Here is a 12,526-nt window from a genome sequence, read left to right as displayed (position 1 = left end):
GTTCACCGTGGGGCCCTGTACGCGGACCACGTGGAAGCAGCCAACCATGCACCTGCAGCAGCACGGCCTCGTGAGGATCGATGGCGACCAGGAACATCAAGGAGGTCGCGCAGCTGGCGCGCGTCTCCGTGGGCACCGTGAGCAACGTGCTCAACCGCCCGGAGATCGTGTCGCCGGCCACCCGCGAACGCGTCTTCGAAGCGATCAAGAAACTCGGGTTCGTCCGCAACGAGGTGGCCCGCCACCTGCGGGTGGGCCGCAGCAGGACGGTCGGGCTCGTCGTGCTCGACGTGGCCAACCCCTTCTTCGTGGACGTGGCCCAGGGCGCCGAGTCGGTCGCCGAGGAGCACGACACGATGGTGGTGCTGTGCAACAGCGCCGGCGACCCCGGCCGCGAGCGCCGCCACCTCGACCAGCTCGAACAGCAGCGCGTCATGGGCATACTGATCACCCCGGTCGAGATGGAGACCCCCTGGCTGGAGGAGCTGGTCGCGCGCGGCACGCCGGTGGTGCTGGTCGACAGCCCGGCCACCGGCCTGCAGTGCTCGGTGGCGGTCGACGACCGGCTCGGCGGCCAGCTCGCCGGGGCCCACCTCGTCGAACGCGGGCACCGGCGCGTGCTGTTCGCCGGCGGGCCGCCCGCCGTCAAACAGGTCGCCGACCGGCACGCGGGCCTCGCGGCGGCCGTCGCCGCCACCGGCGGGGCCGTCGAGCTGGTCACCTGCGCCGCGCCCGCGCTCACCGTCGCAGGGGGGCGGGCCATCGGCGAACGGATCGCGGCGCTGCCGCCCGGCGAACGGCCCACGGCGGCGTTCTGCGCCAACGACATGATGGCGCTGGGCTTCTTACAGGCGATGGCCGCGCACGGGCTGCGCGTGCCCGAGGACCTGGCCATCATCGGCTACGACGACATCGACTTCGCGGCGGCGGCCGCGGTGCCGCTGTCGTCGGTGCGGCAGCCGCGCGAACTGCTCGGCCGGACCGCCATCGACCTGCTGCTGGAGGAGGTCGCCGAGCCCGAGCAGCACCGGCACCGGCAGGTCATCTTCCAGCCCGACCTGGTGATCCGCGAATCCAGCTCCCTCGACCGCACCCGCTGACCCGCCCCCTCCCGCTGACCCGCCCCGCGCTGACCCGCCCCGCGCTGACCCGCCCCCCGCTGACCCGCCCCCTCCCGCGCCCCGGCCTCGCCTCCCGTCGGCCAAGCCTCGCCTGCCGGGCCTGGGCGCGCTGTCCGCCGGCCCGCGAGCGTCGCCGAGCCGCCGGCCGGGTGCTCGTGCGCGGCCGCCCGCCACCATGCCCTCGTCAACCCCCGGAGGACGGCCTCATGGCGACCGAGATCTACCGCAACCCCCTCTCCACCCCCGCCGACCTGACCGGTTTCCGCATGGAGGGCGACGGCGTGACGTCCTTCCCGCAGGGCAGGCTGCGCCTGGAGAGCCGCCGCCCGCCCGCCGACGGCCAGGCGGCCAACGTGGTGCTGTGGTGCCCCGAGGAGTTCCCCGCCGGCGTCCGGATCGAGTGGGACTTCTGGCCGTTGCGCGAGCCGGGCCTGGCCATCCTGTTCTTCCACGCCCGCGGCCGCCGCGGCGAGGACCTGTTCGACCCCGCCCTGGCCCCCCGCACCGGCCCTTACGACCAGTACCACCACGGCGACCTCGACGCCTACCACGTCTCCTACTTCCGCCGCCGGTGGGAGCAGGAGCGCGCCCTCCACACCTGCAACCTGCGCAAGAGCCACGGCTTCCACCTGGTCGCCCAGGGCCCGGACCCGCTGCCGGGCGTGCTGGACGCCCGCGGCCCGTACGCGCTCCGCCTCGACGTCAGGGACGGCGAGGTCACCTTCGCAATCAACGATTTGGTCTCGTTCCGCTGGCGGGACGACGGCTCGATCGGGGGTCCGGCCCTGGCAGGAGGCAAGATCGGCTTCCGTCAGATGGCGCCGCTCATCGGCGAGTACGGAAATCTGCGGGTTTCTCGTCATTGACTTTGAGTCGATTCAACACTAATTTCGCACCAACCGCCGTTCACTCCTCCGTAACGGGGCAGGAACCGCGGTGCAACAACCCACCCCCGTATCCGTGCACATGCCACGAAAGGTGGTGCCGGATGAACCACCCCGCCATGTCCCTCAGAATTCAAGCTGCCTGCTCAGAGGTCATCTGGGCGGCTCGCCTGAATCTGGTCTGGCTCGTCTTCACCCTCGCAGGAGGCGTGATCCTCGGGCTCGGGCCGGCCACCGTCGCCGCCTACACCCTGGCGCGAAGGCATGCCCGTAATGAAACGTTTCAGGTCTGGACCGAATTCTGGGCCGTCTACCGACGGGAGTTCGTCCGGGCCTCGTTGCTGGTCCTGCCGGCGGCGCTGGCCGCCGTCGTGCTGGTCGGCGACTACCTCTACTTCTCCGCCCTGGGGCCGGACATGGGAGCGCCGCGGATCGCGAGCCTCGTGGCCCTGATCCTGCTGGCGGGCGTGGGGGCTCACGTAGGGCCGCTCTACGCGCACTACGACCTGCCGCTGCGGGCCTACTGGCCCAAGGCGGCGCAGCTTGCGCTGCTGCGTCCGGCGTCGTCCGTGATCCTGCTGCTAGCGCTCGCGGCCATCGCCTACGCGACCTCCGTGGCGCCCGTCCTGGCGCCGCTGATCAGCTTCGGCGCGTGGATCCATCTCAACACGTGGCTCTGCCAGCGCTTCTTCCAGGAGAACGAGGCGCGCCTGCTTTCGAAAGGGAACTCATGAGCGCATCCCGCCGCCGCCGGCTCCTCGCCGGGGTGTTAACGCTGACGGCTGCTCTCACCGCCTCGGCCTGCTCCGGTGGCGGCGAAGCGGCCCAGTCCGACCCGAACACGATCACCTTCATGGCGAAGCTGTTCGGCACGGCGCCCGAGCCGACCGGCGAGCTCCAGCAGGCGATCGAGAAGTTCCTCGGCAAGAAGATCAAGGTCACCTGGGTCCCGAACGCCGAGTACACCGAGAAGATGAACGTCACGCTGGCCTCGGACAGCATCCCGCAGGTCGTGGTCGTCGACCCGAAGATGCCGGCGTTCGTGAAGGCCGCGCAGGCCGGGGCGTTCTGGGACCTGACCGACAAGCTGGACAAGTACCCGAACCTCAAGCCGACGGACGCGCAGACGGCGCTCAACGCCTCCGTCAACGGCAAGACCTACGGCCTCTACCGGATGCGCCCCCTGCTGCGCTCGGCGATCATCATCCGCAAGGACTGGCTGGAGAAGGTCGGGCTCAAGGAGCCGACGACCGTCGACGAGTTCTACGAGGTGGCCAAGGCCTTCACCGAGAAGGACCCGGACGGCAACGGCAAGAAGGACACCTACGGCCTCATCATCCCGAAGTGGCCGTCCAGCTCCTACGCGAGCGCCAGCCCGTACGACGTGGTCGAGACCTGGTTCGGCGCCCCCAACGGCTGGGGCGAGCGTGACGGCAAGGTCGTGCCCGGGTTCGACACGCCGGAGTTCATCGAGGCCAACAAGTTCCTCAAGAAGATGGTCGACGAGGGCCTGATCAACCCCGACTTCGCCACGCTCGACACCGCCAAGTGGAACGAGCCGTTCTTCCACGGCCGCGGCGGCATGATCATCGACGTCAACATCCGCTCCCGCCAGGTCCTCGACCTGTTCAGGGAGAACGGCGACAAGGACTACGGCGACAAGGTCACCATGGTCGGGAACCTGGCGCGCTCCGACGGCAAGAAGTTCTCCTACCCCTTCACCGGCTACGCCGACTCGCTGGCGATCTCCAAGCAGAGCGTGCGCACCGAGGCCGAGCTGGACAACGTCCTGAAGACGCTGGACAAGCTGGCGACCAAGGAGGGCCAGGTCCTGCTGCAGAACGGCATCGAGGGCCGCAACTTCAAGGTCGACAACGGCGACACCGCCACGCTGATCAACGTGGACGACCCGGCCGTGCGGACCGTCCAGGACAACGTGGACGACGCGTTCACCCAGCTCAGCACCAAGGGCACGATGGACATCGGCGGCATCGCCTACCAGCGCATCCCGCCGTTCCAGCCCTACCGGGACATCATCGACAAGCAGAAGAAGCTGGTGGAGGAGGACCTCAAGACGGCGGTGCACAACGTCGCGCTGCCCGTCGTGGCCCCCACGCAGGTCGAGAAGGGCCCGCAGATCGACAAGATCATCGGTGACGCGCGGGTCAAGTTCCTCTCGGGCGCGATCGACGAGGCCGGCCTGAAGGCCGAGATCCAGAAGTGGCACGACGGCGGCGGCACCCAGATCATCACCGAGGTCAACGACCTGCTCGCCAAGCTCCCCAAGTAGGACGACCCCCCGTGCGAGGGGCCCGGCGCCGTCCGGGCCCCTCGCATCCGAAAGGAGGCCGCTGTGGCCACCGACCTGGCGACGCCTCCGACGGCGGCGCGCAAGTCGACGAGGCCGAAGCGGGCCGACAAGGTCCCGCTCGGCATGGCGGTGCTGCGTTACCGCTGGCTCTACCTGATGCTCGTCCCGGGCGTCGCCTACTTCGCGATCTTCAAGTACCTGCCGATGTACGGCGTGACGATCGCGTTCCAGGACTACCTGCCCTTCCTCGGCTACTCGGGCAGCCCGTGGGTCGGCCTCAAGCACTTCGAGCAGCTCTTCTCCGGGCCCGACTTCGCCCGGCTGCTGGCCAACACGCTGATCCTGGCGGCGCTGCACATCCTGTTCGTCTTCACCGCGCCGGTCATCGTCGCGCTGATGCTGAACGAGCTGCGGGTCAACATCCTCAAGCGCTCGATCCAGTCGCTCATCTACATCCCGCACTTCCTGTCGTGGACCATCGTCGCGGCGCTGACGTACGTGCTGTTCGCGGCCGACTTCGGCGTCATCGCCGGCTGGATGCGCGACCTCCTGGGCGACACCACCAAGATCGACTACATGGCGCAGGAGCAGTGGTTCCGCGAGATCGTCATCATGCAGCAGCTGTGGAAGATGACCGGCTGGGGCACCATCATCTACCTGGCCGCGCTGGCCGGCGTGGACCCCAACCTGTACGAGGCCGCCCGCATGGACGGCGCCGGCCGCTTCCGGCAGCTCTGGCACGTCACGCTGCCCGCGATCCGGCCGACGGTCGTCGTCATGGCCATCCTCGCCTCGGGGAACCTGCTGGACTCCGGCTTCGAGCAGATCTGGCTGATGACCACCTCGCTGAACCGCGAGGTCGCCGAGGTGTTCGACACCTACGTCTACTACGCCGGCGTCCAGAACGGGAACTTCAGCTACTCCACCGCCGTCGGCCTGTTCAAGGGCGTGGCCGGCGTCATCCTGATCTTCGGCTCCAACTGGCTGGCCAAGCGCATGGGCCAGCGGGGACTGTTCTGAGGGGCCCCGGCATGACCACTATGACTGAGACCAAGCCCAAGAAGCTCGCGGTCGAGCACCACGGCTCCGCCGGCAGCCGCGTCTTCGACGTCCTCAACGTCGTCGCGCTCGTCGGCCTGGCGCTGATCACGGTGCTGCCGCTGATCTACGTGCTGGCCGCGTCGCTCGCCAGCGAGCCCGAGATCGCCGCCAGGCCGTTCTTCCTGTGGCCGGAGAAGGTCGTCACCGAGGCGTACGAGTACATCTTCGCCACCCCCACCTTCATCCGGTCCCTGCTGACGACCGTCGTCGTGACGGCGGTCGGCATGGTGGTGCAGGTCATGCTGACCTTCACCATGGCCTACCCGCTGGCCAAGCGGTACCTGCCGGGCCGGACCCTGGTGCTGAACCTGGTCATCTTCACGATGGTCTTCTCCGGCGGCATGATCCCCACCTACCTGGTGGTGCGCGACCTCGGGCTGCTCGACAGCTACTGGGCGCTGATCCTGCCGCTGGCGATCAACCCGTTCTACCTGATCATCGTCAAGAGCTTCTTCCAGGAGTTGCCGCAGGCGCTGGAGGAGGCCGCGCGCATCGACGGCTGCAACGAGATGGGCGTCTTCCTCAAGATCGTCCTGCCGCTGTCGAAGCCGATCATCGCCACGTTCTCGCTGTTCTACGCGGTCGCGATCTGGAACGACTACATGTCGCCGCTGCTCTACATCTCCGACCCGGACAAGTGGACGTTGCAGATCCTCGTCCGCCAGCTCATCGCCACCGACCCCGCGGCCGCGCTGTCGCAGATGGACCGCACCTGGGTGCCGCCGGAGCAGGGCGTCAAGTTCGCGATCATCGTGATCGCCACGCTGCCGATCCTGTTCTTCTACCCGTTCCTGCAGAAGCACTTCGCCAAGGGCGTGCTGATCGGGGGCGTCAAGGAGTGACCCGGACCGTCCTGCTGGCGGGGGACTCGACGGTGGCCTCCTGCCCGGCCTCGGAGGCGCCGATGTCCGGCTGGGGGGCGCAGCTCGGGGCGTACGCCGGCGGCCCGGTGCGCAACTTCGCCAAGGGCGGCGCCACCACGGCCAGCCACCGGGCCGAGGGCCTGTGGGCGGCGCTGCTGCGCGAGGCCGTCCCCGGCGACCTGGTCGTCCTGCAGTTCGGGCACAACGACCAGAAGGAGCCGGAGCTGCCGTACCAGGAGAACCTGCGCGCCTTCTTGGGGGAGGCGCGCGCCGCCGGGGCGCGGCCGGTGCTGTGCACGCCCGTGCAGCGCCGCCGCTGGGCGGGCGGCCGGCTGGTGCCCACGCACGGCCGCTACCCCGGCCTGGTCCGCGACCTGGCCGCCGCCGAGGACGTGCCGCTCGTCGACCTGACCGCCGCCACCACCGCCCTGTACGAGCGCCTCGGCCCCGAGGGGTCGAAGGCGCTGTTCACGCACTTCCCGCCCGGCGCCCACCCGCTCCATCCCGGCGGCGTGGCCGACGACACCCACTTCTGCTTTCGCGGCGCCGACGAGGTGGCCGCCATCGTCGCCGCGCGACTGAAGGAGATCGCATGACCGTGCTCCGCTGGCTGGACCGACCGGGCGAGCAGGGAGTGACCTGGGGAGTCCCGTGGCCGCGAGGAGCGGTCGCGCCGGGGACGCCGTTCGCGCTGAGCGACGACGCCGGCCGCGCGGTGCCCGTGCAGAGCTGGGCGACCGCCACCTGGCCTGACGGCTCGGTCAAGTGGTCCGCGCACGCCGCCGGGGCCGGGCCGGCCGCGGACGCGTACCGGCTGGAGCCCGGCCGCGAGCCCGCCGCCCCGGACACGCCCGTCACCGTCACCCGCGACGGCGGCACGCTGACGGTCTCGACCGGTGTCGTCACCTGGACGATCGAGGAGACCGGCCCCACCCTGGCCCGCTCCGTCGCGCGCGGCGGCCGGGAGATCGCCAGGGACGTCCGCCTGGTCAGCCTCCGCCAGGACGGCCCCACCCCCGACGAGGGCGCCGCGCCGCCCCGCGAGCAGGCCACCGGCCTGGTCGAGCGGGTGACGGTCGAGCAGGCCGGCCCGGTGCGCGCGGTGATCCGGCTGGAGGGCCGGCACGGCTCCTGGCTGCCGTTCAGCGTCCGCCTGTACTTCCACGCCGGCGCCGAGGACGTCCGCGTCCTGCACACCTTCGTCTGGGACGGCGACGCCGAGCGGGACTTCCTGGCCGGGCTCGGCCTGCGCGCCGACGTCGTCATGCGCGACGAGCCGCACGACCGCCACGTGCGGCTGGCCGGGCCCGACGGCTTCCTCACCGAGGCCGTGCGCGGCCTGACCGGGCTGCGCCTCGACCCCGGCGAGCGGGCCCGCCGCAACCAGGTGGCCGGCCTGCCGTGCGGCGAGCTCGCCCCCGAGGTCGCGAGCCGCCTGCACCTGATCCCCGCCTGGAACGACCACACCCTCGACCAGTCCTCCGCTGACGGCTTCACCCTGCGCAAGCGCACCGGCGAGGGCCACGCCTGGGTGACGGTCCCGTCCGGCACCCGCTCGGCCGGCTACGGCTACCTCGGCGGCGTGAGCGGCGGGCTCGGCTTCGGGCTGCGCGACTTCTGGCGGCTGCACCCCACCCGCCTCGACGTCAGGAACGCGGCCACCGACCTCGCCACCGTGACCGTCTGGCTGTGGTCGCCGTCCGCGCCCGCCATGGACCTGCGCTTCTACCACGACGGCATGGGCCAGGACACCTACGCCGAGCAGCTCGACGGGCTGGAGATCACCTACGAGGACTACGAGCCCGGCTTCGGCGACCCGCGCGGCATCGCGCGCACCCACGAGCTGCGCCTGCGCGCCCTCGACGCCACCCCCTCGGCCGCCGAGCTGGCCGGCTTCGCCGCCGCCATGAACGAGCCCGCCCTGCTGACCGCGGCGCCCGGGCGGCTGCGCGAGGCCGGCGTGTTCGGCGTCTGGGACCTACCCGACCGCTCCACGCCCGCCCGCGCCGCGATCGAGGACCGCCTGGACTTCCTGTTCGACCTGTACGTCCGCGAGCGCGAGCAGCGCCGCTGGTACGGGTTCTGGGACTACGGCGACGTCATGCACACCTACGACCCCGACCGCCACACCTGGCGCTACGACGTGGGCGGCTACGCCTGGGACAACTCCGAGCTGTCGCCCGACCTGTGGCTGTGGCTGCAGTACCTGCGCACCGGCCGCGCCGACGTCTTCCGCTTCGCCGAGGCCATGACCCGCCACACCGGCGAGGTGGACGTCTACCACCTGGGCCGCTGGAAGGGCCTCGGCAGCCGGCACAACGTCCAGCACTGGGGCTGCAGCTGCAAGCAGGTGCGCATCTCCAACGCCGCCTACCGCCGCTTCTTCCACTACCTGACGGCCGACGAGCGCGCCGGCGACCTGATGGACGAGCTGAGCGCGCCGGAGGAGACGTTCACGGTCGTCGACCCGCAGCGCAAGGTCCGCGAGGACGTCTACACGCCGGACCCGTCGGCGCTGTCGGTCGGGCTCGGCACCGACTGGGGCGCGCTGGCCGCCGCCTGGCTGACCCGCTGGGAGCGGCACGGCGACGAGCGGGCCAGGGACCGGCTGCTCGGCACGATGGCCGACATCGCCGCGCTGCCGCGCCGCTTCCTGACCGGCGAGGCCCGCATGGACCTCGCCACCGGCCGCTTCGACACCTCGGCCGACAAGATCGCGATCTCCCACCTGTCGTCGCTGTTCGGCCTGCCGGAGATCTGCGCCGAGCTGATCGACCTGGTGGACGTGCCCGGCTTCGAGGCGGCCTGGCTGGAGTACTGCCGCCTCTACCTGGCCCCGCCGGAGCAGCAGGAGGCGGAGACCGGGCAGCGCCTCGGCGGCATCTCGCTGATCCAGGCGCACAGCCGGCTGACGGCGTACGCGGCGGCCCGCACCGGCGACGCCGACCTCGCCGCGTGGGCGTGGCGCAAGTTCGCCCGCGACGAGGGCGACCAGCTCAACAGCAACCCGCTGCAGCGGCAGGAGAAGTGGGAGCTGACCGCCGTGGACGGCCCCGGGGTGCTCATGCCGGTGCTGGAGGCCCCGTTCGTCAGCACCAACGGCGCCGCGCAGTACGGGCTGGCGGCCATCCACAACCTCGCCCTGATCGGCGGGCACCTGAAGGAAGAGGAGGCGGGGACGGCGCGTTAAGCAGAGGTGGGGCTCCCGGACGGCGCTCTACACTGATCGTATGCCTACTCCCGATTGATCAGGCGTAGCACGCCCAAAACCCTTGTTTCCTACCTCGGGAGTGTTTCCGCCACCATGATCATCGCCAATGATATCGAGCTGCGCGCCGGCGCGCGCCTGCTCATCGAGAACGCCTCCTTCCGGGTCAACCCGGGTGACAAGATCGGGCTCGTCGGCCGCAACGGCGCCGGCAAGACCACGCTGACCAAGGTGCTCGCGGGCGAGGCGCTGCCTGCCGCGGGCACCGTCACGACCAGCGGCTCGATCGGCTACCTGCCCCAGGACCCGCGCACCGGCGACCTGCAGGTGCTGGCCCGCGACCGCATCCTGTCCGCCCGGGGCCTCGACGAGGTGCTGCGCGAGCTGCGCGAGGCCGAGCTCGGCATGTCCTCCGCCGACGAGCGCACCCGCGAGCGGGCCGTGCGCCGCTACGGCCGCCTGGAGGACCAGATGCACGTGCTCGGCGGTTACGCCGCCGAGTCGGAGGCCGCCTCGATCGCCTCCAGTCTCGGGCTGCCCGACCGGGTGCTGACACAACCGCTGCAAACGCTTTCCGGCGGTCAGCGCAGGCGCGTGGAATTGGCCCGAATTCTTTTCAGCGGAGCGGAAACTCTCCTTCTCGACGAGCCGACAAACCATCTAGATGCTGACTCAATCGGCTGGCTTCGTGATTTTTTGCGCAGCCATCAAGGTGGCTTGGTGATCATCAGTCACGACGTCGGCCTTCTTGAAGCCACGGTCAACAAGGTCCTGCACCTGGACGCCAACCGCTCGGTGATCGATCACTACAACGTCGGCTGGAAGGCGTACCTCGCCCAGCGCGAGACCGACGAGAAGCGCAGGAAGCGCGAGCGCGCCAACGCCGAGAAGCAGGCGGGCGCGCTGCTGGCGCAGGCCGACAAGATGCGCGCCAAGGCCACCAAGGCCAAGGCCGCCCAGGACATGATGCGCCGCGCGCACCGCCTGCTCGCCTCCACCGAGGAGGAGCGCGTCTCCGACAAGGTGGCGCGGCTGCGCTTCCCCGACCCGCAGCCGTGCGGGCGCACCCCGCTGACGGCCCAGGGCCTGTCCAAGTCGTACGGCTCGCTGGAGGTCTTCACCGACGTCGACGTGGCCATCGACCGAGGTCACCGGGTCGTCATCCTCGGCCTCAACGGCGCGGGCAAGACCACGCTGCTGCGCCTGCTCGGCGGCCTGGAGACGCCCGACACCGGCGAGCTGCGGCCCGGCCACGGCCTGAAGATCGGCTACTACGCCCAGGAGCACGAGACCCTCGACGCCGGCCGCACGCTGCTGGAGAACATGCGCTCGGCCGGGGGCGAGTTCACCGACACCGAGCTGCGCAAGGTGCTCGGCTCGTTCCTGTTCACCGGCGACGACGTCGACAAGCCCGCCGGCGTGCTGTCCGGCGGCGAGAAGACCCGGCTCGCCCTGGCCATGCTGGTGCTCTCCAGTGCCAACGTCCTGCTGCTCGACGAGCCCACGAACAACCTCGATCCCGTCTCCCGCGAGCAGGTGCTCAATGCTCTGAGGTCGTATTCAGGAGCAATCGTCCTGGTGACCCATGACGAGGGTGCCGTTGACGCCCTGTCACCGGATAGGGTGATCTTGCTACCGGACGGAACTGAAGACGCGTGGAGCGACGAATTTTCCGATCTTGTGGCACTTGCCTGATCTTAATTTGAGTGGGTACGGATCTTTTCCCGTGGAGTAGGTAGCCGATCCCGCTGAAATGACTGATCATGGCGGAGTAACGCTGCGGAAGTCCGGCACTACAGGAGGTACTCGTGGCCGAGACACTGAAGAAGGGCACCCGGGTCACCGGGGCCGACCGGGAGAAACTGGCCGGCGATCTCAAGAAGCGCTACGCCGCGGGCGAGAGCATTCGCGCTCTCGCCGCTTCGACCGGTCGGTCCTACGGGTTCATCCACCGCATCCTGAGCGAGTCCGGCGTGACTCTGCGCGGGCGCGGCGGGGCGACCCGAGGCAAGTCCAAGCGCTGACGGCCGCCTCGGAACGTGCGACCGCAGCCGCCCGTCCCTAGTCAGCCAGCCGTCGCGCCCGAGCCAGAACCATATTCTGTAGGCTCGGGCGCGACGGACAGCACTTCGGAGACCGGGAGCGGGCGATGACGGAAGCGCAGGCGCGGCAGCGCGGGGGGAACGCGGAGGACATCTCGGCCGAACGGCTGGCGGAGATCGGAATCCGCTTCGAGGTGGACGGTGAGATAGCGACGATCACGCTGGACCGGCCGGACAAGCGCAACGCACAGACGTTCGCGACCTGGACGGCGCTGGCCGGCATCGGCGAGAGCCTGCCCGAGCAGGTGCGCGTCGTCGTCGTGAAAGGTGAGGGACCGTCCTTCTCGGCAGGCATCGACCTGCGGATGTTCACCCCGGAAGGGGTGCCCGGACAGGGCTCGTTCAGCTCGGCGGCCAGAGGCGGGGACGCGGACTTCGAGCACAGCATCAGAAAGGCCCAGGCGGGGTTCCTGTGGCTGCGCCGGCCGGAGATCGTCTCCATCGCCGCGGTGCAGGGACACGCGATCGGCGCGGGATTCCAGCTCGCGCTGGCCTGCGACCTGCGGATCGTGGCCGACGACGTCAAATTCTGCATGAAGGAGCCGGCCCTCGGGCTGGTGCCGGATCTCACGGGAACCAAACCCCTGGTCGAGCTGGTGGGCCTGGCCAAGGCGATCGACATCTGCCTGACCGCCAGGACCGTGCACGCCGAGGAGGCCATGCGCATCGGCCTCGCGGAGCAGGTGGTCGCCCGCGACGACCTCGACCGGGCGGTCCGCGACAAGGCGGCGCAGCTGCTGTCCACCAACCGGGACGCGGCCGTCGCGACCAAACGGCTCCTGCAGGGCGCGCGGGGGCGCACCCTGGAGGAGCAGGGGGTGGCCGAAGGGCTGGAGCAGGCCGCCCGCATCAAGGCCCTGTTCGGCGGCTGACCGAACCCGCGGGCCGAGCCGGCCGCCGCGGTATTTCGCGCTGAGCTGAGCCGGGAATCGGCCC

General features: G+C 70.3%; 11 protein-coding genes. All 11 read left to right on the top strand.

The window, feature by feature from the left end:
* Nucleotides 1-80 precede the first annotated feature (80 nt).
* Nucleotides 81-1,100: a LacI family DNA-binding transcriptional regulator gene (locus tag MF672_RS22505; RefSeq protein WP_242373649.1), complete on the top strand. Its 1,020-nt coding sequence runs from the start codon at nt 81-83 to the stop codon at nt 1,098-1,100.
* Between the two features lie 227 nt (nt 1,101-1,327).
* On the top strand, nt 1,328-1,987 hold the full coding sequence (locus MF672_RS22500) for a DUF1961 family protein (protein ID WP_242373648.1): 660 nt from the start codon (nt 1,328-1,330) through the stop codon (nt 1,985-1,987).
* A gap of 122 nt (nt 1,988-2,109) precedes the next feature.
* Nucleotides 2,110-2,739: a YesL family protein gene (locus tag MF672_RS22495; RefSeq protein WP_242373647.1), complete on the top strand. Its 630-nt coding sequence runs from the start codon at nt 2,110-2,112 to the stop codon at nt 2,737-2,739.
* Nucleotides 2,736-4,295, top strand: a complete 1,560-nt coding sequence (locus MF672_RS22490) for an extracellular solute-binding protein (RefSeq protein ID WP_242373646.1) — start codon at nt 2,736-2,738, stop codon at nt 4,293-4,295. Before MF672_RS22495 ends, MF672_RS22490 begins: the two co-directional genes overlap by 4 nt.
* Before the next feature lie 63 nt (nt 4,296-4,358).
* Entirely contained in the window at nt 4,359-5,336 is a 978-nt protein-coding gene (locus tag MF672_RS22485; protein ID WP_242373645.1) for an ABC transporter permease, read from the top strand.
* An 11-nt stretch (nt 5,337-5,347) separates the two neighbouring features.
* Nucleotides 5,348-6,259, top strand: coding sequence for a carbohydrate ABC transporter permease (locus tag MF672_RS22480; RefSeq protein ID WP_242373644.1), 912 nt, complete (start codon nt 5,348-5,350; stop codon nt 6,257-6,259).
* Complete coding sequence (locus tag MF672_RS22475) at nt 6,256-6,876, top strand: rhamnogalacturonan acetylesterase (RefSeq protein WP_242373643.1); 621 nt, start codon at nt 6,256-6,258, stop codon at nt 6,874-6,876. The genes MF672_RS22480 and MF672_RS22475 overlap by 4 nt, the downstream gene beginning before the upstream one ends.
* The gene (locus MF672_RS22470; protein WP_242373642.1) at nt 6,873-9,470 is read left to right on the top strand and encodes an exo-rhamnogalacturonan lyase family protein; all 2,598 of its coding nucleotides are present in this window, start codon (nt 6,873-6,875) and stop codon (nt 9,468-9,470) included. The genes MF672_RS22475 and MF672_RS22470 overlap by 4 nt, the downstream gene beginning before the upstream one ends.
* Before the next feature lie 114 nt (nt 9,471-9,584).
* Entirely contained in the window at nt 9,585-11,183 is a 1,599-nt protein-coding gene (abc-f, locus tag MF672_RS22465; protein WP_242373641.1) for a ribosomal protection-like ABC-F family protein, read from the top strand.
* A 113-nt stretch (nt 11,184-11,296) separates the two neighbouring features.
* Nucleotides 11,297-11,512 carry a helix-turn-helix domain-containing protein gene (locus tag MF672_RS22460; protein WP_020547488.1) on the top strand — a complete coding sequence of 72 codons (216 nt, stop codon included), beginning with the start codon at nt 11,297-11,299 and terminating at the stop codon, nt 11,510-11,512.
* Between the two features lie 125 nt (nt 11,513-11,637).
* On the top strand, nt 11,638-12,462 hold the full coding sequence (locus tag MF672_RS22455) for an enoyl-CoA hydratase/isomerase family protein (RefSeq protein WP_242373640.1): 825 nt from the start codon (nt 11,638-11,640) through the stop codon (nt 12,460-12,462).
* Nucleotides 12,463-12,526 lie beyond the last annotated feature (64 nt).

This window comes from Actinomadura luzonensis (assembly GCF_022664455.2).
Classification (GTDB): domain Bacteria; phylum Actinomycetota; class Actinomycetes; order Streptosporangiales; family Streptosporangiaceae; genus Nonomuraea; species Nonomuraea luzonensis.
This window is presented reverse-complemented; position numbering and strand designations above follow the sequence as displayed.

What these genes read in the sequence shown, in the direction of transcription:
- MF672_RS22500 (WP_242373648.1), top strand. Translation starts at nt 1,328, where the DNA reads ATGGCGACCGAGATCTACCGCAACCCCCTCTCCACCCCCGCCGACCTG.
- MF672_RS22455 (WP_242373640.1), top strand. Translation starts at nt 11,638, where the DNA reads ATGACGGAAGCGCAGGCGCGGCAGCGCGGGGGGAACGCGGAGGACATC.
- abc-f (WP_242373641.1), top strand. Translation starts at nt 9,585, where the DNA reads ATGATCATCGCCAATGATATCGAGCTGCGCGCCGGCGCGCGCCTGCTC.
- MF672_RS22495 (WP_242373647.1), top strand. Translation starts at nt 2,110, where the DNA reads ATGAACCACCCCGCCATGTCCCTCAGAATTCAAGCTGCCTGCTCAGAG.
- MF672_RS22480 (WP_242373644.1), top strand. Translation starts at nt 5,348, where the DNA reads ATGACCACTATGACTGAGACCAAGCCCAAGAAGCTCGCGGTCGAGCAC.
- MF672_RS22490 (WP_242373646.1), top strand. Translation starts at nt 2,736, where the DNA reads ATGAGCGCATCCCGCCGCCGCCGGCTCCTCGCCGGGGTGTTAACGCTG.
- MF672_RS22505 (WP_242373649.1), top strand. Translation starts at nt 81, where the DNA reads ATGGCGACCAGGAACATCAAGGAGGTCGCGCAGCTGGCGCGCGTCTCC.
- MF672_RS22470 (WP_242373642.1), top strand. Translation starts at nt 6,873, where the DNA reads ATGACCGTGCTCCGCTGGCTGGACCGACCGGGCGAGCAGGGAGTGACC.